The 19,165-nt window shown below is 69.8% G+C and carries 18 protein-coding genes; 12 read left to right on the top strand and 6 right to left on the bottom strand.

Annotated elements, in window-relative coordinates; all coding sequences use genetic code 11:
- The first annotated feature begins 86 nt into the window (after positions 1-86).
- From OG747_RS44790 to OG747_RS44770, 5 genes are all read left to right on the top strand, one after another.
- Entirely contained in the window at positions 87-278 is a 192-nt protein-coding gene (locus OG747_RS44790; protein ID WP_405885107.1) for a hypothetical protein, read from the top strand.
- A gap of 65 nt (positions 279-343) precedes the next feature.
- On the top strand, positions 344-1,042 hold the full coding sequence (locus tag OG747_RS44785; protein ID WP_405885106.1) for a thioesterase II family protein: 699 nt from the start codon (positions 344-346) through the stop codon (positions 1,040-1,042).
- A 253-nt stretch (positions 1,043-1,295) separates the two neighbouring features.
- Complete coding sequence (locus OG747_RS44780; RefSeq protein WP_405885105.1) at positions 1,296-2,438, top strand: alpha/beta hydrolase; 1,143 nt, start codon at positions 1,296-1,298, stop codon at positions 2,436-2,438.
- A gap of 208 nt (positions 2,439-2,646) precedes the next feature.
- Entirely contained in the window at positions 2,647-2,841 is a 195-nt protein-coding gene (locus OG747_RS44775) for a DUF5132 domain-containing protein (RefSeq protein ID WP_405885104.1), read from the top strand.
- Between the two features lie 1,957 nt (positions 2,842-4,798).
- Complete coding sequence (locus tag OG747_RS44770; protein ID WP_405885103.1) at positions 4,799-6,004, top strand: glycoside hydrolase family 64 protein; 1,206 nt, start codon at positions 4,799-4,801, stop codon at positions 6,002-6,004.
- Between the two features lie 17 nt (positions 6,005-6,021).
- Here the strand turns inward: OG747_RS44770 and OG747_RS44765 are convergent, their stop codons facing one another.
- Positions 6,022-6,681, bottom strand: a complete 660-nt coding sequence (locus tag OG747_RS44765) for a TetR/AcrR family transcriptional regulator (protein WP_405885102.1) — start codon at positions 6,679-6,681, stop codon at positions 6,022-6,024.
- 128 nt (positions 6,682-6,809) lie between these two features.
- Here OG747_RS44765 and OG747_RS44760 point away from each other — a divergent pair, with 128 nt between their 5' ends.
- Positions 6,810-7,373: an NAD(P)H-dependent oxidoreductase gene (locus OG747_RS44760; RefSeq protein ID WP_405885101.1), complete on the top strand. Its 564-nt coding sequence runs from the start codon at positions 6,810-6,812 to the stop codon at positions 7,371-7,373.
- A gap of 134 nt (positions 7,374-7,507) precedes the next feature.
- Positions 7,508-8,185, top strand: coding sequence for an AIM24 family protein (locus OG747_RS44755; RefSeq protein ID WP_405885100.1), 678 nt, complete (start codon positions 7,508-7,510; stop codon positions 8,183-8,185).
- 60 nt (positions 8,186-8,245) lie between these two features.
- Here the strand turns inward: OG747_RS44755 and OG747_RS44750 are convergent, their stop codons facing one another.
- Positions 8,246-10,024, bottom strand: coding sequence for a M4 family metallopeptidase (locus OG747_RS44750; RefSeq protein WP_405885099.1), 1,779 nt, complete (start codon positions 10,022-10,024; stop codon positions 8,246-8,248).
- A gap of 592 nt (positions 10,025-10,616) precedes the next feature.
- Here OG747_RS44750 and OG747_RS44745 point away from each other — a divergent pair.
- Both OG747_RS44745 and OG747_RS44740 read left to right on the top strand, forming a co-directional pair.
- Positions 10,617-11,582, top strand: coding sequence for an aminoglycoside phosphotransferase family protein (locus OG747_RS44745; protein WP_405885098.1), 966 nt, complete (start codon positions 10,617-10,619; stop codon positions 11,580-11,582).
- A 45-nt stretch (positions 11,583-11,627) separates the two neighbouring features.
- Positions 11,628-12,254 (top strand): alpha-ketoglutarate-dependent dioxygenase AlkB, encoded by a 627-nt coding sequence (locus tag OG747_RS44740; RefSeq protein WP_405885097.1) that lies wholly within the window; start codon positions 11,628-11,630, stop codon positions 12,252-12,254.
- Between the two features lie 39 nt (positions 12,255-12,293).
- Here OG747_RS44740 and OG747_RS44735 read toward each other — a convergent pair whose 3' ends face one another.
- The gene (locus OG747_RS44735; protein WP_405885096.1) at positions 12,294-12,893 is read right to left on the bottom strand and encodes a TetR family transcriptional regulator; all 600 of its coding nucleotides are present in this window, start codon (positions 12,891-12,893) and stop codon (positions 12,294-12,296) included.
- Entirely contained in the window at positions 12,890-14,335 is a 1,446-nt protein-coding gene (locus OG747_RS44730) for an MFS transporter (protein ID WP_405885095.1), read from the bottom strand. The genes OG747_RS44735 and OG747_RS44730 overlap by 4 nt, the downstream gene beginning before the upstream one ends.
- Before the next feature lie 479 nt (positions 14,336-14,814).
- Between OG747_RS44730 and OG747_RS44725 the strand changes: the two genes are divergently transcribed.
- Both OG747_RS44725 and OG747_RS44720 read left to right on the top strand, forming a co-directional pair.
- A complete protein-coding gene (locus tag OG747_RS44725; protein WP_405885094.1) occupies positions 14,815-15,192 on the top strand; it encodes a tyrosinase cofactor in 378 nt (125 codons plus the stop codon).
- A gap of 34 nt (positions 15,193-15,226) precedes the next feature.
- Complete coding sequence (locus tag OG747_RS44720) at positions 15,227-16,051, top strand: tyrosinase family protein (RefSeq protein WP_405885093.1); 825 nt, start codon at positions 15,227-15,229, stop codon at positions 16,049-16,051.
- A gap of 202 nt (positions 16,052-16,253) precedes the next feature.
- Here OG747_RS44720 and OG747_RS44715 read toward each other — a convergent pair whose 3' ends face one another.
- A complete protein-coding gene (locus tag OG747_RS44715) occupies positions 16,254-16,967 on the bottom strand; it encodes a ribonuclease H (RefSeq protein ID WP_405885092.1) in 714 nt (237 codons plus the stop codon).
- Positions 16,968-17,132: 165 nt separating this feature from the next.
- On the bottom strand, positions 17,133-17,930 hold the full coding sequence (locus tag OG747_RS44710) for a VOC family protein (RefSeq protein ID WP_405885091.1): 798 nt from the start codon (positions 17,928-17,930) through the stop codon (positions 17,133-17,135).
- 174 nt (positions 17,931-18,104) lie between these two features.
- On the opposite strand from OG747_RS44710, the gene OG747_RS44705 reads away from it, so the two are divergent.
- Positions 18,105-19,121, top strand: a complete 1,017-nt coding sequence (locus OG747_RS44705) for a zinc-binding alcohol dehydrogenase family protein (protein WP_405886029.1) — start codon at positions 18,105-18,107, stop codon at positions 19,119-19,121.
- The last annotated feature ends 44 nt before the right edge of the window (positions 19,122-19,165 follow it).

The following is a 19,165-nucleotide window of genomic DNA, read 5'->3' as shown; positions in this document are numbered from 1 at the left end:
TTCACCGACACCATCGATGAGAAGCGGGCAACGGAAGCGTGGAAGGCATGGCTGCGGAAGGCGGCACCCTGATGGAGACAGGTCAGATGTCTGCGACCGGAACACCCCTGTATTCCGCCGAACTCATCCAGGAAGACAGCGCCTACAAACTCGTCGTGACCGATCGCCTTCGCCACACCGTGCAGACCGCCTACCTGTCCAGGAGTGTGGTGAAGCAGCTGCCCGTCTTCCTCTCCAAGCTCAGCTCCCTCCAGCCGGGCGGTCACCGACAGCGATGACACCACACGACGCGAAGAGGTGGTTCCGTGTCCACCGGCGCACGGTGGACCCCAGGATCCGACTGGTGTGCCTCCCGCACGCCGGTGGCACGGCACAACTGTTCCACGGCTGGCCCGCGCTGCTGCCGGAGGACGTCGAGGTGCTCGCCGTGCGGTACCCCGGCCGCCAGGACCGGCTCGCGGAAGCCTGCATCGAGGACATGGCCACCCTGGCCGACACGATCGCGGACGCGCTGCGACCCTGGCTCGACCGGCCGCTGGCACTCTTCGGACACAGCATGGGCGCCTGCGTCGCCTACGAGCTGGCCCTACGGCTGGAGGCCCGCGGCATCGCCCCCGAACACCTGCTGGTCTCCGCACACGCAGCCCCCCAGCATGCCGCACACACCGCACTGCACAACGCCGACGACGAAACCCTGATCACCCACGTCCGTGACCTCGGAGACCTGCACTCGGAGGCCTACGACATCCCGGAGCTGCGTGATCTGCTGCTGCCCGCCCTCCGGGCGGACTACCGGCTCATCGAGGGCTACCACAGCCCGCATCCGGCTCCGGTCAAGGCGCCGATCACCGCGTACGTCGGCCAGGACGATCCGAGTTGCGTGCTCCACCAGGCCCTTGCCTGGTCCGACCTCGCTGCCTCGGATTCCTTCGAGCTGCGCTCGTTCCCTGGGGACCACTTCTATCTCGTGGCCCGGGAGACCGAAGTGGTCGAGGACGTGGCAGCACGCCTTACGCACGCGAACGGCGAGGACCAGACCTGACGGTGGTGTGCCCCCGTCTCCGGAAGCTGGCCGTTCACTGCACCCACCCACAAGGGGCAGGCGCCATGTGCGGTCGGTCCTCGGCCAGGGGCGCGTCTCGGCCCCGGCAGCTGCCCGTAAGGCTGTGCCGGAAGGCGGGGCCCGCCACCGCGTATGGCGCCCGCGGCGCTTTCAGGGGACGATGCCTGTGCCGGGCGCTGAGACGCGCGGTGTCCCTGGCAGCGACACCGAAGGCCGGCACGGAGAGGGAACCATGCGACCGGGCACACGTGTCGCCGACGCGACACTCCGGCTGCTCAGCCGGGACTGGGCCGGGCTGGCCATCGCCCTGTTACCGGCGGCCGCGGGCGCTTGGTGCGTCACCCTGGGAACCGGCTGGCGCGTTCTCGGCGGTGTGCTCTGCGCCGTGGCCCTCGCGCTCGGTCTCGGGTCTCTCCGCCATCTGGTGCACGTGGCCCGGATACGGACGAGGTATCCGCCACCCGGGCTCATGGTCGACGTGGGCGGCTACCGCATGCACGTCCTCGCCGAGGGAGACGCCGGACCGAGGCCGACCGTGGTCTGGATGCCGGGCGGCCATACCGGCGGGTACACCATGTACCGACTGCACGCGCTGGCGCGCGAACGGACGCGTTCGGTCCTGGTGGACCGTCCGGGCTCCGGCTGGAGCGACCCGGGCCCGTTCCCGCGCACGACGGCAGTCGAAGCCGTCGAACTACTCACGGCGCTGGAGCGGACCGGCGAAAAGGGACCCTACGTATTCGTGGGGCATTCCTTCGGGGGACTGCTCATGGCCAACGCGGCCAGGCGCCGCCCCGACCTGGTGGCCGGCCTGGTGCTGCTCGATCCCACCCCGCCCGATGTCATCGCCTTCGGCCCGTCACTTCCGGGCCTGCGGCATGCCGTGAGGGACCAGACCGCCCTCGCACTGCGCCACCTCTTCGGCCTCCACGCCCTCGTGCCCAACAACGAGGTGCACTCTCCCGAAGACCCGGCGCATGTTCTCGCCGTGATCGAGACCAGGACCAAGGCGAACTGCGCCGCGGCATCGATCCTGCGAGAGCTGTCGCCGGACGGCATCACCCGAGTCGGTTGGCAGACGGTCGTGTACGACGGCGAACTCGGCTCGCTGCCTCTCCTCCTCGTGGCGCCACGAGACCTGACGGGCGGTGGCGAGATCTTCGACGCGGTCGACGATCCAGAAGAGAGCGCCCGGGTACGGCACTTCCTCCTCACCGCGAGAGATCGCTTTCTCAAGGCCTCCAACGCGGCCCGGAGGGTCTATACCCCGGAGGGAACCGGCCACGATTTTCCCGACCGCGTACCCGAGTTCGTTGTGCATGTGGTGGGCTCACTGCTGGACGAACGCGGGCCGAGCGCGCCGGATCCATCGTGATCCCGTTCCCCAGCCACGATCTGCCCCGGTGCACCGCCCGAACGAATGAAAGGCGTCAGCGTCCCCGGGCACATCGGCCGAGGGCCGACTACGGTGTTATTGGCGGGGGGGTGACCGTGCCGTGTACAGAAGAGAGGGTTCACTCATGTCCCCTGTAGTTCCTCCCTCCTTTCTCGTTGGCCTCGTCGCGGCCCCTCTGGTCAAGAGAGTGGTGAAACCGCTGGTGCGGGGCATCATCAAGACGTCGGTCGGCCTGACCCTCGAAGTCAGGCGCGCAGCCATCGAGGCGGGCGAGGAGATTCAGGGCCTCACCGCCCAAGTGGCTGCCGAGAAGCTGGCGAGTTCGGCTCGCACGCGTCGTGTGGGAGCCGACGGCGAGGTAACGTCGCAGGCCGCTCCCTAATCCGCTGTTTCCTACGGCTACACGGACTACGCGTTGGGAGCGATCCCGTCGTACAACGGTGCGCGGCGCTTGCCCTCGCACGTGCCGGGTCAGGCTGCGCGGATGGCCGTCAGATCCATCAGACGACGGCACCGATCCGCCGAGAAATCCGGTCCACCACAGGCGGACGCCCTGTGGACTCCCTCCCCCATGCGTGGCGCTGCTTGCTGCGCACGGATGCCACCTTGCCCAGCGCGGCGTACCTGCCCTGCCCGCGGGGGTGATCCGCTGGACGAGGGGCCGCCGGTGGTCGACGGCCATGCCGCTTGACGTAGTTGACCACGCACCGCAACTCCGCGACCCCATCGTGTGTCCGCTGTGCTGATTCCGATGTTCTGGCATTGACAAAGGCGGTGGCGATGTTCGATGGAGGTCACCGGGGACGGAACTGACCACGAGGGCCCGCCCGTGGTGCACTGACGCAGTCCCTGCGGCAGTGCACCAGCATCTTCCGTCCCGCGATCGGCCACGAAGCGTGACCGGCGTACCTGGTCGGCGGGCCTTCCGGAACACGCCCAACGATCATCATCCGGCAACCCTCCTGGGGAGAATCTGGGGAGTACGAGCCGCCGTGGGGAGCGCGTGGGGAGAATGGGCTGCGTAACGCGGCACGATCCCGAAAGAGCCTGAAAGGGTTATCCAGGCAGGTCAGAGTCGGTGCTGAACTCATCGCCGCAGGTCAGGGCATCTCGGTAGACAACTTCAAGAAGATCTCTTCGTCGCCCGAGCCTGCCCGTCACCATGCCTCCACCGAACCCCAGAGGCCTTCGGTGAGCCCACTGTGCACCATGACGTGCCGAATAGCGGCCCAGCCTGTGCCGCGCACCGACACCTCTTCAGAGCGAGCGCCGCGGCAGCGAATCAAAACCGCAGCCATCCCTCTCTCACCACCAGCTTCGGTCACGATAAAAATGACTACGAATCCGCAGACGAACACACGGAATTCGAGGTCACCGTCCGACCGCAGCGAATTCTGTTAATGTTGCGGTAACAGCCCGCTCCCCGATACGCAGGCGCGCACTCCAGGCGTCGAGACAGGCGGCCACCCTGCCGTCATTTACCCGACGAAGATTGCCATTTCTGGGCCCGAACCGCGGGCCGTCGAAGCCGCCCGCCCGCCGGGATGACGCCGAGAACAAAACAGCTATCCCCACGCAACTGACACAGTTCCGTACGCCTCACGAGACCGGGCCCGCCTGAGGATCGGCGCAAGCCAGGCAATCAGCCCTCTCCGCCGCTCGCGCACGCAAGGACAGCTGCACAAGGCCAGGCTCAGCGTGCACGCGCACACCGCCGAAGCACCTGACTACTCGTCAGTAGAGTCAGCAAAAGGTCAGCAAGTGTCTGATCAGACCTGGTCACAGACGCCAACACGTGCACGTCGCGCTCCCGCCCGAGCCGGTCACCACGAGACGCACCACTCCCCTTGGGCCGTTCCTGCCCAGGGGACGCCAACCGCGCCTCACGGATAGCCGCTCCAGGAACGCAACCACAGGGCAACTCACCCGGCCTCGCGGCTGCAGCCGCACCGGCGGGAGTTCAGAGCGGGCAGCGGAGCGCCGTTATAGCCCCCGTACACTTCCCCGATGCGAGTCTCCTCCAGCCAGCCCTTCCAGCCATCTCCGATGCCCTGCCGGGATCGCCCGATGCAGTTGACGACGAGGGCCGCGCGGCCATCGAGCAGCAGCTCAGCGCGCTCCATCGGCATTCGTGACCGCTTCCGCCGACTGCCCGTCGGATCCGCCGTGAACATCACCATGCGACGCCACCGAGCCCAGTTGGACCAGACCAATCCTGTCCGAATCGTTGACATGTACGGCACCCGCCGCAATTCTGAGAGCGCTCTCAACGAGAACCGGACGGCTCCACTCCGCCGGAATCCACCTCGTTGGAATCCCCCCACCCAAGGAGAGAGCGAGTGCCCAGAAGGCTCAGGAGTCTCAAATGGCACGCCCTGGTGGTGGCTGCGGCCACCGCCACCACGGCGCTTGTCACGTTCGGGGCCCCCTCCGACGCGAACGCGGCCGTCCCGACGACGATCCCACTGAAGTTCACGAACAACTCCGGCCGCAGCGACCCCGTGTACATCTACGACCTCGGAACACTCCTCTCGACGGGCCAGCAGGGCTGGGCCGACGCGAACGGCACGTTCCACGCCTGGCCCGCCGGCGGCAATCCGCCGACGCCCGCGCCCGACGCGTCGATCACGGGACCGGCCAACGGCCAGTCGACGACGATCCGGATGCCCAAGTTCTCCGGCCGGATCTACTTCTCCTACGGCCAGAAGCTCGACTTCCGGCTGACCACCGGCGGCCTGGTGCAGCCGGCCGTGCAGAATCCGAGCGACCCCAACCGCAACATCCTCTTCAACTGGTCCGAGTACACACTCAACGACTCCGGGCTGTGGATCAACAGCACCCAGGTCGACATGTTCTCGGCCCCGTACGCCGTCGGGGTCCAACTCGCCGACGGGAGTACGAAGAACACCGGCCACCTCAAGCCGGGCGGCTACACCGGGTTCTTCAACGCCCTGCGCGGTCAGCCGGGCGGCTGGGCCAATCTGATCCAGACCCGGTCCGACGGCACCGTCCTGCGGGCGCTGGCTCCCGGCCACGGCATCGAGGCGGGCGCGCTGCCGAGCACCGTCATGGACGACTACGTCAACCGCGTGTGGCAGAAGTACAGTTCGTCGACGCTGACGGTGACACCGTTCACCGATCAGCCGAACACGAAGTACTACGGGCGCGTCTCTGGTGACGTCATGAACTTCACCAACAGCGCCGGAGCCGTCGTCACCAGCTTCCAGAAGCCCGACTCCGACAGCATCTTCGGATGCTACAAGCGACTGGACGCCCCCAACGACCTGGTGCGCGGCCCCATTTCACGCACCCTGTGCGCGGGCTTCAACCGCTCCACGCTCCTGACCAACCCCAACCAGCCGGACACGGGCTCGGCGAACTTCTACCAGGACACGGTGACCAACCACTACGCCCGCAAGATCCATGCCCAGATGGCCGACGGCAAGGCCTACGCGTTCGCGTTCGACGACGTCGGCAACTACGAGTCACTCGTCCACGACGGCAATCCCCAGCAGGCGTACATCACGCTGGATCCGTTCAGCTGACGGACGCCAGAGGCTAGCTAGGCGGACACCGGGAAGGTGGTGCGCTTCACCAGGTCGTGCCAGCCGGACTCCAGGCGTTCGAGGGGCATCCCGCACTGTCGGGTCAGATGGTGGATCAGGGCGGGTTCCAGATAGCCCATGAGGGTCTGGGCGAGGAGTTCGCTGTCCGCGCCGGGCACGGCCTCACGCAGCAGCATGGCGACATGGGTGAAGCGGACCCGGTACGGCGCCGAGCTGAAGCGGCGGGAGGCGTCCGGTTCGGCGGCGATGTACAGGTCGAGCCGGTCGCGGGTCTCACGCAGGGCCCGGCAGCCGAAGGCGTGCAGGCGGTCCGCCGGTGACGCGCCGGGACCGAGGGGCGGCGGGCCGCCGAAGAAGGCGGCCTGGAACCGCCGCTCGGTGTGGTCGAGCAAGGCCATCAGCAGGCCGGTGCGGTCACCGAAGCGCCGGAAGACGGTTCCCTTGCCCACCGAGGCCGCGGCGGCGACGGCCTCCATCGTCACATTGGCCACCCCGTGCTCCTCCACCAGGCGGGCGGCCGCCTCCAGCAGACGGGCGCGGTTGCGCGCGGCGTCGGCACGCAGCTGCGGCCCGTCGGACCCGGAGGTCAGCTCCAGCGCGACGGGCTCCCCGGAGGGTTCCCGCCGCTTCGGAAAGGGCGGAAGTGGGGTGGACATGAACACAGCGTAACGGCATCCGGGGACAACTGGACCCCGGTCCGCTTAGCTGGTACAACTTTAAACAGACCAGCAAGCGGACCTCGGTCCGGTTTATTTCGGCACTATTTCGTCCCCAGGAGTTACCCATGTCCGTACGTATCCTCGCGCTCGTCGGCAGCCTGCGCGCCGGCTCCCACAACCGCCAGCTCGCGGAGGCGGCCGTGAAGCTCGCCCCCGAGGGTGCGGAGGTCGAGCTGTTCGAGGGGCTGGCCGAGGTCCCCTTCTACAACGAGGACATCGACGTCGAGGGCAACGTGCCGGCCGCCGCCGCGCGGCTGCGTGAGGTCGCGGGCAACGCCGACGCCTTCTTGCTCTTCTCGCCGGAGTACAACGGCACGATGCCGGCTGTCCTGAAGAACGCCATCGACTGGCTGTCGCGCCCGTACGGCGCCGGCGCCCTCAGCGGCAAGCCCGTCGCCGTGATCGGCACCGCGTTCGGCCAGTACGGCGGCGTGTGGGCGCAGGACGACGCCCGCAAGGCCGCGGGCATCGCCGGTGCCACGGTCATCGAGGACCTCAAGCTCTCCATCCCCGGCTCCGTGACCCGCTTCGCCGAGACCCACCCGGTCGACGACGCCGAGGTCGCCGCCCAGCTCACCGAGGTCGTCGCCCGCCTGCACGGCCACGCCGACACCTCCAGCGCCGCCTGACAACTCCCCTGAGGGCCGGTCCGGTTCACCCGGGCCGGCCCTCCGCGCGTCCCCAGCAGCCCCGAACAGAGCCCAACTGTCCTCGAATGTCGGCGATCTTGGCGGAACCAAACCCTCCGGGCCAAGATGCCCGCATGAAGGGTGATCTCTTTTCCAGTGACCACATGGTGCAGCCCGCCGTCGCGCCGGGCATGACCATCCAGAACGCCAAGTCGATCAAGTACGCCGTCAACGGCGACATGCTCGCACGCCAGGGGGCGATGATCGCCTACCGGGGGAATCTGCAGTTCGAGCGCAAGGGCCAGGGCGTGGGCGGCATGCTCAAGCGGGCGGTCACCGGTGAGGGACTTCCGCTGATGACGGTGCGCGGGCAGGGCGAGGCCTGGTTCGCACACGAGGCGCAGAACTGTTTCATCATCGACATCGAGCCGGGCGACCTGTTCACCGTGAACGGGCGCAACGTCCTGTGCTTCGACTCCACGCTGTCGTACGAGATAAAGACCGTGAAGGGCGCGGGAGTCACCGGCGGCGGCATCTTCAACAGCGTCTTCAGCGGTCACGGCAGGCTGGGGTTGATCTGCGAGGGCAACCCGCTGGTGATACCCGTCTCGCCGCAGCAGCCGGTGTACGTCGACACGGACGCGGTCGTCGGCTGGACCGCGCAGCTCCACACCTCGCTGCACCGCTCGCAGTCGATCGGCTCGATGATCCGCGGCGGCTCGGGCGAGGCCGTGCAGTTGAAGCTGGAGGGCGATGGTGTGGTCGTCGTCCGTCCGAGCGAGGCGACGCCGCAGAAGGCGCAGCAGCACTGAGGGCGGGAGCAGGGAAGGGGCCCTGCCGCGCGGCCGGGCCCCTTCTTGCCATCTCGTCCGTCAGCGCCCGGCGGCGGGGGTGTTGACGGTGGTGACATTGACGGCGGCCCACGCCTTGTCCACCGTCCGGTACTCGGCGCTGGTCGCCCCGTACATGTCGGCGGCGGCCTGGAGGGTCGCGGTCCGCGCGTCGTGGAAGTCGGTCGTGGAGACCATGTAGCGGGTCAGCGCGCGATAGAAGATCGCGGTGGCCTTGGCGCGTCCGATGCCGGTCACCTGTGAACCGTCGTACGTCGGCGAGTCGTACGTCACGCCGCCGACCGTCTTGCGGCCGCTGCCCTCGGCGAGCAGGTAGTAGGCATGGGACGAGACGCCGGAGCCCGCGTGCACCTCGGTGTCGTAGGCCGCGGGCGACCAGTAGTCGATGGTGCCCTCCAGCTTGTCCAGGGAGGGGTGGTCGAGGCGGCGCAGGAACTTCTGGGCGAGGCCCAGCTTCTCGCCCACGAGGTAGTTCGGCGGGTTATTCGGGTTGTTGGCGGCGAACTCGACGTTGGAGCCGAAGATGTCGGCGAGGGACTCGTTGAGGGCGCCCGGCTCCCCGTACTGGTTGCCGTCGGCGTCCATCCGGGTCGGTTCGAGCGCCGCGGTGGCGTCGACGACTCCGTGGGTCAGCTCGTGGCCGGTGACGTCCAGGACGACCAGCGGCTTCTTGAACATGTCGCCGTCACCGTCGCCGTACAGCATGCAGCCGCATGTCGAGTCCCAGAAGGCGTTGCCGACCTTGCTGCCGAAGTGGACCATCGCGTGGGCGCCGGTGCTGTCGTTCTTGATGCCCTTGCGGCCGAAGGCCTTCTTGTAGAAGTCCAGCGTCTGGGTGATGCCGTACTGGGCGTCGACCGCGGCGGTGGCCCGGTTGGCGGTGGTGCCGGTGCCCCACTTGTTGGTGGTGCTGATGAACTTCGTGCCGCGCGTGAAGGCTTCCAGTTCCAGGCCCTTGGCGTCCCTGGTCTCGGTGTTCCACCGGGTGGGGTCCTTGAGGAGGAAGCTGGTGCGCGCGGTTTGGGTGGTGGTCAGTGTCACCTTGCCGGCGAAGAGGGAGGTGCCGCTGCCGGTGGCCTTGACCGGGTAGCGGGCGGCCGCCGTCGCGCTGAAGAGGCTGGACGGCTGGGTGGCCACGCCCGTCCGGGGGCTCGCCGTCTCGCCCTTCTCGCGCAGCGTCTTCTCCAAGTGCGGCGAGATGAACTCGTCGCTGTCGGGGGTGTCGCTGCGGATCCGGCCGCTCTGCGCGTCCACGACGACCGTGCGGGAGCCACCGGCCTCGGTGGTGTCGCTGTCCGTCACGCGCACCTGGTAGGCGAGGGCGGCGGCGCCGTCACGGGCGTCGACGACGAGTTCGGCGCTGCCCGCGTCGCCCTTGGCGACCGTGGCGGCCTTCTGCTCGGCCTGTGCGGGCGTCAGCTTCGCCTCGGTCGTGGCCGGCTTGACAACGTGGTCGGCGGCCCGGGTCACCCCCAGGTAGGCGGACTGCTTGCCGAGGTGGACGACGAGGTCGCCGCCGAGCACCGTGAGCCCCTGGTGGCTGCGGACGAAGCGGACGTGCCGCTTGCCGTCCGGGTCCGTCATGACGTCCGTGGCCCGCAGGGTGTCCCCGTGGCTGACACCGGTGGCCGACGCGTGGGCGAACGCGGCGGCCCGGGCCGCCTCCACCGGCGAGGGAGTCGAAGTCGCGGCGCGGGCGGGCGAGTCGGGCACGGCCGCGAAGGCGGGGCCCGCCGGGAGGGTGGCGGCCGTCGTTACCGCGACGGCGATCGCCACGCGGCGTATGTGGGGTCTATGCACTGAGTTCCTTCGAACAGGGGCGGCCGGGATCGCCAACCACCCTGAGGCACAGCGCTGTTGAACGCCGTGGGAGCTGTCGGGCCCCAAGGCGACACCCTCACCGATTAACCATGTCCACGCAAAGAAAAAAAGATGCCTTTTGCAACCTTCAAGGCGATCTCTTTACGAATGTTCACGGCTCAGCGATCAAGAGGTGACCAATTGCGCGTCGCCCGGACAGATGCGAGGGGGGCCGGAGCGGTTGCCTCGCACGGCTCCCCGACCCGCACATGTGACCGATGCCGCAGCGGCGCCGGCCCGCGGCGGGCGGAGCCGGAGGCGAGACGGCGTCAGATCGTGCGGTGGGCGAGGGAGGAGAGGAGAGTCCGCAGGTCCGCGGCGGGACGTGAGGTCAGGGAAGCTCCCGCCGGCAGGACGTCCGCCGCGGCGAGATGCCGGCGCGCCGCGCGCAGGGCCGCCGAGCGGCCGCCGGCCTGTTCGACGTCGACACGCCGCCGACCCGTTGCCGATCAAGACGGCGACGACGTGCGCGAGGTTGCCTGCCGCGATAAGGAAGCGCGAACCGCCGTCGGCGCAGGCATAGTTGGGCCCCATGCCAGACAGAGACCAAACGGCGGAAGCGATCCCCGACGGGCCGATGCGCGCCGACGAGTTCCCGATCGACACCTCGCTCGTACGACGGCTGCTGGCCGCGCAGTTCCCGCAGTGGGCCGAGCTGCCGCTGAAGCGCTTCCCGTCGGCCGGTACGGTCAACGCCCTGTACCGGCTCGGCGACGACCTGGCCGTACGCCTCCCCCGCATCGAGGGGGGCGCCGACGACGTGGGCAAGGAAGCGCACTGGGTGCCGCGGCTCGCCCCGCTGCTCCCGGTCGCCGTGCCCGAGATCCTCGCCACCGGCACGCCCGGCGAGGGTTATCCGTGGCCCTGGATGGTGCAGCGCTGGCTCGACGGCGAGCCGCCACACACCGGCCGCCTCACCGACCCGCTGTCACTGGCCGCCGACCTCGGCGCGTTCGTCGCCGCGCTGCGCCGGGTCCGGTTGCCCGACGGGCCGACCGCCTACCGGGGCGTGCCCCTGTCGACCGAGGACACCACGACACGCGCCGCGCTCGACGAACTGAGCGGCACGATCGACACCTCGGCCGCCACGGCGGCCTGGGAGGCGGCGCTCGCGGCGCCCGCGTGGACCGGCCCGCCGATGTGGGTCCACTCCGACCTGATGCCCGGCAATCTGCTCACCCACGGGGGCCGGCTCGACGCCGTGCTGGACTTCGGCACCGTCGGTGTCGGCGACCCCGCCTGCGACCTCATCCCGGCCTGGAACCTCCTCCCCGCCGAGGCGCGGGACACCTTCCGGCAGGCGGCCGGCGCCGACGACGCCAGCTGGGCGCGGGGGCGCGGCTGGGCCCTGTCCATGGCGCTCATCCAGCTCCCTTACTACCGCGTCACCAATCCGGTGATCGCCGCCAACGCGCAGCACGTCATCCACGAGGTCCTCACGGAAGCCGGCATCCCCTCAGAAGCCGCCGTCCCCACGGAAGCCGACGCCGGGCCCTGACAGCCGTAATGGAACGTATATTCGAATAAGGAGTACGCTGGGCGTATGTCCACGCACCTCCAGGGCTCGCTCTTCGACCAGACCGACGAGCTCCACCTCAGTCCGTTGCACACACTGCGCAGGACCACGCTGGGCGACGGGGCCTGGATCGACCTGTTGCCCGGCTGGCTCGGCGGAGCCGACGCCCTCTTCGCGCGGCTCGTCGACGAGGTGCCGTGGCGGGCGGAGCGGCGGCAGATGTACGAGCACGTGGTGGACGTACCGAGGCTGCTCGCCTACTACCGGGCGGGCGACACGTTGCCGCACCCGATCCTCGCCGAGGCACGGGACGCGCTGTCCGCGCACTACGCCGCCGAGCTGGGCGAACCGTTCACCACCGCGGGGCTCTGCTACTACCGGGACGGCCGGGACAGTGTGGCCTGGCACGGGGACCGGATCGGCCGGGGCGCGCGGGAGGACACCATGGTCGCGATCCTCTCCGTGGGCGCGCCGCGCGACCTGCTGCTGCGCCCGCGCCACGGAGGCGACACCGTACGGCGCCCGCTCGGACACGGCGACCTGATCGTGATGGGCGGCTCCTGCCAGCGGACCTGGGAGCACGCCATTCCCAAGACGGCGCGGGCGGCGGGGCCACGGATCAGTGTGCAGTTCCGCCCGGACGGGGTGAACTGAGGCGGGCGCGGGCGTCCGTATCCGGCGGCGTCCTTCGCCTCACGGCGTCAGGAGGGCCTGGACCGTGGGGCCGTACCGGTCGACGATGTCCTCGATCGCGGTCGCGCGCAGCCGGGCGCCCCGTGCGATGCCGTACATCGTGCCGAGGCCGAGCAGCGTGCCGACGGCCAGTTCGGCGCGCAGGCCCGCGTCGGGGCCGGTCAGACGGAGGGCGAGGCGGTCGCTGACCTGGGTGCGGAAGTTGGCACGCATGACGTCGCCCTGATCGCCCTGGCGCGGAGCGAAGATGATCCGCAGGATGGGGTCGGCTCCGCGCTCGGTCTGGCCGACCAGCACCTGGCGGACCATGTGGTGGCCGAGGTTCTCCAGGGGTGCGTCCAGGAGTGCGGCGGCATCCGTCTCGAAGGACATCACGCGTGCGAAGAGCGCGTCCTTGTTCCCGAAGTACTTGAGGATCAGTGGCGCGCTCACGCCCGCCCGGTCGGCGATCGCCTTGAGCGTGATGTCCGCATGGGCGTGCCGGGCCATCAGATGGCGGGCCGCGCGCAGGATGGCCGCCTTCGTCGCCTCGGCATCACGACGCGGCGGGGCGGGCGGGGTTGCCGCGAGACCGGCGGGCGGGGTGGTCACGGTGCTCATGCTCCTTCCAGTGCCTCGTCCCGGGGCGCTCCCTTGCCGTCGGAGGCCCGGCGGGTGTCGCGGATGGCGGGGTCGGCGGGTATGACGAGGGCGGTGGCACAGGCCACCAGTGCGACCGTACCCGCCAGGGCGAAGGCCAGCAGATAGCCGTGCAGCGTGGGTATCGGGGCACCGCCGAGGAGACTGGCGTGGTGGACCAGGATGGCGGCGACGGCGGCGCTGCTGACGGCCTGCCCGACGGTGCGCATCAGCACGTTGACGCCGTTCGCGGACGCGGTCTGCCCGGCGGGCACGGCGCGCAGGATGAGGGTGGGCAGCGCCGAGTAGGCGAACGTCGTTCCCATCGCGCAGACCGCGGAGCCCAGCATGATCACCAAGAGGCTGTGACTGTCGATGATGCGTATGCCGTAGCCGAGGGCGATGACCAAAGTGCCGATGGCCAGCGTCACGCGGGCGCCGCGGGCCGCCGACACGCGCGCCGAGACCGGCGAGAGCAGCAGCATGATCACCCCGCCGGGCAGCATGACCAGGCCCGTCGCCACGATGGACAGCCCGAGTCCGTAGCCGGTCGCCTTGGGCGCCTGCACCAGCTGTGCCGTGACCAGGGAGTTGGCGTAGAAGGCGAAGCCGGTCAGGAGCGCGGCCACATGGGGCAGGGCGACCCGGGGGCTGGTGGCAAGCTTCAGGTCGACCAGCGGCCGTTCGGCGCGCAGTTGCTGCGCCCACCACAGGCCGAGGACGCAGACGCAACCGACGAACAGGCCGAGGATCCGGGGGCTGGTCCAGCCCCACTGACCGCCCTGTGACACACCCAGCAGCAGACAGGAGAGCCCGACGGCCAGGCCCAGCGCGCCGAGCAGGTCGAAGCGGCCCGGCTCACGGACGGGCGACTCGCGCACCGCCCACCAGGCCAGCGTCGTCCCGAGGGCGCCGATCGCGGTCGTCCCCCAGAACATGACGTGCCAGCTGGCGTACTCGACCACCATCGCGGCGAGCGGCAGGCCGAGGGCGGCGCCGATCCCCACGGTGGAGCTCATCAGCGCCACCGCGGAACCCGTACGCTCGGGCGGCAGTTCGTCCCGCAGCAGGCTGATCGACAGCGGTACGACGGCGGCCGCCGCCCCTTGCAGGGCGCGGGCCGCGATGAGTATGCGGATGTCGGACGTGAGGGCGCACATGAGCGAGCCGACCGTCATCATCCCGAGGGCGATCAGCAGCACCTTCTTCTTGCCGTACATGTCGCCGGCGCGGCCCAGCACGGGGTTCAGTACCGCTCCGGTCAGCAGCGTCGCCGTCACCATCCAGGACACGGCACCCGCCGACGCACCCGTCAGCCGCGGCAGGTCGGGCAGGAGCGGCACCACCACCACCTGCATGACGGCCATGAGGCTCCCGCCGAGCGCAAGGACCGGGACCGTCAGTCGGTCACGCAGTGCCGCCATGAACTCTCCAGAAGTCGACGCGGAGAAGATGGTGAATAGCAATTCACCATAGCGGGTGAATTGCTATTCACTCAATGCGTGCCCTACTTCTGGGGCGGCTACCGGCGCTTGAACCCGCAGAGCGCAGCCGAAGCAGTCGGCGCAGCGCGCTGCCGACTGCGTCGCTCCAGCACACCGAGTGGTCGCGGACTGCGCGCGATCTTCACGCGGTTCGCGTCAGCTTGCGGGCGTGAGCGGCGCCACTCGCCGCACAGCACCCCCGGAAGATCATCGGCAGAGCGTCGCCAGACGGAAGGAATTCCACCTTCCGGCACATCGAAGACACCCTCGACAGCAAGATCGTCTTCGTTCAACTCTGTACGACATTTGCCCAATTGTCCTGATCATAGCCAACCGGCATCCGGCGATTTCTCCCACTCTCCGACAACCCGATAGGCATACCGGGTCATCGACAGAACTTGATCGCAGGAGGTCTCCGCATGCCAGAACTCACCCGTCGCCGTGCCCTCGGGGCCGCGGCCGTCCTCGCCGCCGCGGCCGGTACCCAGCCCGTCGCCGTGGCCAAGGCCTCGGACGCCGGGCACCACGGCGGCCCCGAAGCCTTCGACGAGGTCTACCGAGGCCGCCGGATAACGGGCCGTGCCGTCAGCGGCGGCGGTCACCACCACGATCACGGCGCCGGGTACGCCGTGTTCATCGACGGGATGGAGCTGCACGTGATGCGGAACGCCGACGGCAGCTGGATCAGCGTCGTCAGCCACTACGACCCGGTGCCCACCCCACGCGCCGCCGCCCGCGCCGCGGTCGTGGAACTACAGGGCGCACCGCTCGTCCCCCTCAACCCGCCCCAGCCGTGACCCAGACCCGTCAGCAGACCGTGGAGCCCCGCACATGACCGTACGCAAGAACCAGGCGAACCTGACCGCCGACGAGAAGCGGCGTTTCGTCGACGCGCTCCTCCAGCTCAAGCGCAGTGGCCGGTACGACGCCTTCGTCACGACGCACAACGCCTTCATCCTCGGCGACACGGACAACGGCGAACGGACGGGCCACCGTTCGCCCTCCTTCCTGCCCTGGCACCGCAGATTCCTGCTGGAGTTCGAGCGGGCGCTGCAGTCCGTGGACGCCTCCGTCGCCCTGCCGTACTGGGACTGGAGCACCGACCGTTCGACCCGTTCCGCCCTGTGGGCGCCCGACTTCCTCGGCGGTACCGGGCGGGCCCTGGACGGCCGGGTGATGGACGGACCCTTCGCGGCCTCCACCGGCAACTGGCCGATCACGGTGCGCGTCGACGGCCGTACGTATCTGCGGCGTTCGCTCGGCAGCGGCGCCCGCGAACTGCCGACCCCCGCGGAGGTGGACTCCGTGCTCGGCATGGCGACGTACGACATGGCGCCCTGGAACAGTTCCTCGGACGGCTTCCGCAATCACCTCGAGGGCTGGCGCGGCGTCAACCTCCACAACCGCGTGCACGTCTGGATCGGCGGCCAGATGGCCACCGGTGTCTCCCCCAACGACCCCGTCTTCTGGCTGCACCACGCCTACATAGACAAGCTCTGGGCCGACTGGCGGCGCCGCCACCCCGCCTCCGGCTATCTGCCGCTCTCCGGCACCCCCGACGTCGTGGACCTCGACGAGACCATGAAGCCGTGGAACGACGTGAAACCGGCGGACCTGCTGGATCACAGCGCGTTCTACACCTTCGACACCGTCTGACCGCGTTCACAGGTCCGGTACCCGCTCTCCCGGCGAGCGCCCCGGATAGACGCGCCCATCCCGCCCGCGCCGAGCCGCGCCACGATCCGGTAGCGCCCCACCTGCCACGGGTCCCTCGCACTGCTGTCCGCGCGCACTTCGGGGGCTGCCCGCCGAGCGTTCGGCGGGCAGCCCCCGAAGGAGAACCGACGTGGGGAACGTACTAGGCGTTGCTCGGCTCGGCCGTGCGGCACTCGGGGTGCCCCCAGCCCTGGCCGTTCTTGGCGATCGACTCGCCCGCCGCGTAGGAGCGGCCGCAGACGCAGCGGCCGGGGAACTTGGCCTTGATCGTACGGGTCGACGTACCCTGCCGGGGTGTCTTCGCGGTGGCCGTGGTGCGGCGGCGGCCGGCGCCGGAGGGGGCCGGGGTGTCGGGGGACGGCGGGGGCTCCGGGGAGCCGAGGTCGCTGCCCGCGGGCTGCTGGACGATGGCGGCCTGGCTGGCGGCGCGGTCGGCGAAGTCGTTCAGGCGGTCGCCGTCGACCTGGTGGGCGGGGACGTAGCGGAACTCCACGGTGCGGCCGTCGAGGAGTTCGTCGATGCGGGCGACCAGTTCCTGGTTGGCGACGGGCTTGCCGGAGGCGGTCTTCCAGCCCTTGCGCTTCCAGCCGGGCAGCCAGGTCGTGACGGCCTTCATCGCGTACTGGGAGTCCATCCGGATCTCCAGCGGGACGTCCGGCGCGATCGCCGTCAACAGGCGCTCCAGCGCGGTGAGTTCGGCGACGTTGTTCGTCGCCGTGCCCAGCGGTCCGGCCTCCCAGCGGGTCGGCGTCTCCGCGCCGTCGGCCACGACCCACGCCCATCCGGCCGGTCCCGGGTTTCCCTTCGAAGCCCCGTCACAGGCGGCCACCACACGTTCAAGCATGTCCCCGATCATGCCACGGTCCGGCGACGGCTCCCCGCACGGGCCGTAGCCTGCTCTCCGGGGTCCGCGGACCGGTGCCCAGCAGCCGCAGCCCCAGCGGCGTCGCCGTGTGCAGGACGTACAGACCGCGTGCGCATGGTTGCCCCAGAGGCAAGGGGCCAAAATTCCGCCGTCCGTTCAGGACACGTCGGTCGTCTTGGGCATCGTGCCCGCGGTCGTCTTGACGTCGATCATGGAGAACGCCGCGCCCTGCGGATCGCTCAGCGCGGCGAACCGGCCGAACGGGCTGCTCATCGGCCCGAAGCGCAGGATCGCGCCCCGCTCGGTGGCCTTCGCGACGGCGGCGTCGCAGTCGTCGACGGTGAAGTAGACGTTGACGTACGGCGGGACCTCGGGCGGGAAGTCGTCCGTCATCCTCATCCGGCCGAGGACCGGGTCCCCGCCGAGGTCGTACAACCTGAAGTCGGTCGCGGCGTCGTCCAGTTGCTTCGCGTGGTATCCGAAGACGGCCGGGAAGAAGGCGTCCGACTTCTCGGGTTCACGGGTGAAGACCTCGGCCCAGCAGTACGCGCCGGGCACGGCCCTCGCCTCGAAGCCCTCGTGAAGGCCGCCCTGCCACACGCCGAAGACGACACCACTCGGGTCCCGGGCGATCAGCATCGAGCCGAAGTCGCCGACCTGCATCGGCTCCATCAGCACCTCGCCGCCGTGGGCGCCGATCTTCTCGGCGGTCGCGTCGACGTCCGGAGAGGCGAGGTACAGGCACCAGGCGGACTGGCCCTCCTGCCCGGGCATCGGCTGGACGACGGCGGCCACCGCCTTGCCGTTCGCGTAGGCCTGGGTGTAGTTGCCGAACTCCGAGGCCGCCTCGCCGAACGTCCAGCCGAGAACGTCACCGTAGAAACTCTTCGCTCCCTCGACATCGCTGAACATCGCGTCCGCCCAGCAGGGCGTTCCCTCGGGTTGTACGGCCATGGCGTTCCACTCTTCCTGGTTCGGCGGGGTGCCTGGTCACGGTTCGCACGTGCGGCTCCGGTCGGTCCGTTTTCACGCTAGCCAGCCTCCGTCCGGGCCGCGCGCCGAGCGGAGCGCTCTGGACGACACTGGAGAGCGGACGCGGTGGTCGTCGACAGGACGGGACACGGGATGATGCACGCGTGGGAAGTGGCCCGGCCGGGGCCCCTCGAGCAGGAGCCGCTGCGCTTCGTCGAGCGGCCCGTCCCGGTGCCGCGGGCCGACGAGCTCCTCGTCCATGTCCGTGTCTGCGGGGTGTGCCGCACCGACCTGCACGTCACCGAGGGCGACCTGCCGGTGCGCCGGCCGCGTGTGACACCCGGCCACGAGGTCGTCGGCGTGGTCGCGGCGACGGGCGCGGATGTGCTCGATCACGCGGTCGGCGACCGGGTGGGCGTCGCCTGGCTGCGCCGTACGGACGGCACGTGCGGGTACTGCGCGCGCGGGGCCGAGAACCTCTGCCCGGCCTCGGAATACACCGGCTGGGACGCCGACGGCGGTTACGCCGAGTACACGACCGTCCCGGCGGCCTTCGCCTACCGGCTGCCCGGCGAGGTGGACGACGTCGCGCTGGCGCCACTGCTGTGCGCGGGCATCATCGGCTACCGCGCGCTGCTGCGGGCCGCGCTGCCGCCGGGCGGACGGCTCGGGCTGTACGGGTTCGGCGGCAGCGCTCACCTGTGCGCCCAGCTGGCTCTCGCACAGGGCGCCACCGTGCACGTACTGACGCGTGACCCGGTCGCGCGGCGGCTCGCGCTGGAACTCGGGGCCGCGTCCGCCCGGGGGGCGTACGACGAGCCGCCCGAGCCGCTGGACAGCGCGATCCTGTTCGCGCCGGTCGGCGACTTGGTCCCGGTCGCGCTGCGGGCGCTCGACCGGGGCGGGATCCTGTCGGTCGCCGGGATCCATCTGAGCGACACCCCACCACTGCACTACGAAAGGGAACTGTTCTACGAGAAGGAGCTGCGCAGCGTCACCTCCAACACACGCCAGGACGGTAGGGACTTCCTGGCGCTGGCGGCCCGGCACGGCGTACGCGCCACGACGCACACCTACCCGCTGTCCGAGGCACAGCGGGCGCTGCGCGACCTCAAAGCCGGCCGTTTCGACGGGGCGGCCGTACTGGTGAACGACCTGCCGCCGATCACTTGAGCATGCGCGCCCGCTGCGCGCGTGCGTGGATGGATCCTAGACGT

The organism is Streptomyces sp. NBC_01384, from assembly GCF_045040035.1.
GTDB lineage: Bacteria > Actinomycetota > Actinomycetes > Streptomycetales > Streptomycetaceae > Streptomyces.
This window is presented reverse-complemented; position numbering and strand designations above follow the sequence as displayed.

Excerpts from the sequence above, each read along its gene's own strand:
- OG747_RS44720 (WP_405885093.1), top strand. The coding sequence starts at position 15,227 with ATGACCGTACGCAAGAACCAGGCGAACCTGACCGCCGACGAGAAGCGG.
- OG747_RS44790 (WP_405885107.1), top strand. The coding sequence starts at position 87 with ATGTCTGCGACCGGAACACCCCTGTATTCCGCCGAACTCATCCAGGAA.
- OG747_RS44765 (WP_405885102.1), bottom strand. The coding sequence starts at position 6,681 with ATGTCCACCCCACTTCCGCCCTTTCCGAAGCGGCGGGAACCCTCCGGG.
- OG747_RS44735 (WP_405885096.1), bottom strand. The coding sequence starts at position 12,893 with ATGAGCACCGTGACCACCCCGCCCGCCGGTCTCGCGGCAACCCCGCCC.
- OG747_RS44745 (WP_405885098.1), top strand. The coding sequence starts at position 10,617 with ATGCCAGACAGAGACCAAACGGCGGAAGCGATCCCCGACGGGCCGATG.
- OG747_RS44740 (WP_405885097.1), top strand. The coding sequence starts at position 11,628 with ATGTCCACGCACCTCCAGGGCTCGCTCTTCGACCAGACCGACGAGCTC.
- OG747_RS44715 (WP_405885092.1), bottom strand. The coding sequence starts at position 16,967 with ATGATCGGGGACATGCTTGAACGTGTGGTGGCCGCCTGTGACGGGGCT.
- OG747_RS44780 (WP_405885105.1), top strand. The coding sequence starts at position 1,296 with ATGCGACCGGGCACACGTGTCGCCGACGCGACACTCCGGCTGCTCAGC.
- OG747_RS44755 (WP_405885100.1), top strand. The coding sequence starts at position 7,508 with ATGAAGGGTGATCTCTTTTCCAGTGACCACATGGTGCAGCCCGCCGTC.
- OG747_RS44760 (WP_405885101.1), top strand. The coding sequence starts at position 6,810 with ATGTCCGTACGTATCCTCGCGCTCGTCGGCAGCCTGCGCGCCGGCTCC.
- OG747_RS44710 (WP_405885091.1), bottom strand. The coding sequence starts at position 17,930 with ATGGCCGTACAACCCGAGGGAACGCCCTGCTGGGCGGACGCGATGTTC.
- OG747_RS44730 (WP_405885095.1), bottom strand. The coding sequence starts at position 14,335 with ATGGCGGCACTGCGTGACCGACTGACGGTCCCGGTCCTTGCGCTCGGC.
- OG747_RS44725 (WP_405885094.1), top strand. The coding sequence starts at position 14,815 with ATGCCAGAACTCACCCGTCGCCGTGCCCTCGGGGCCGCGGCCGTCCTC.
- OG747_RS44705 (WP_405886029.1), top strand. The coding sequence starts at position 18,105 with ATGCACGCGTGGGAAGTGGCCCGGCCGGGGCCCCTCGAGCAGGAGCCG.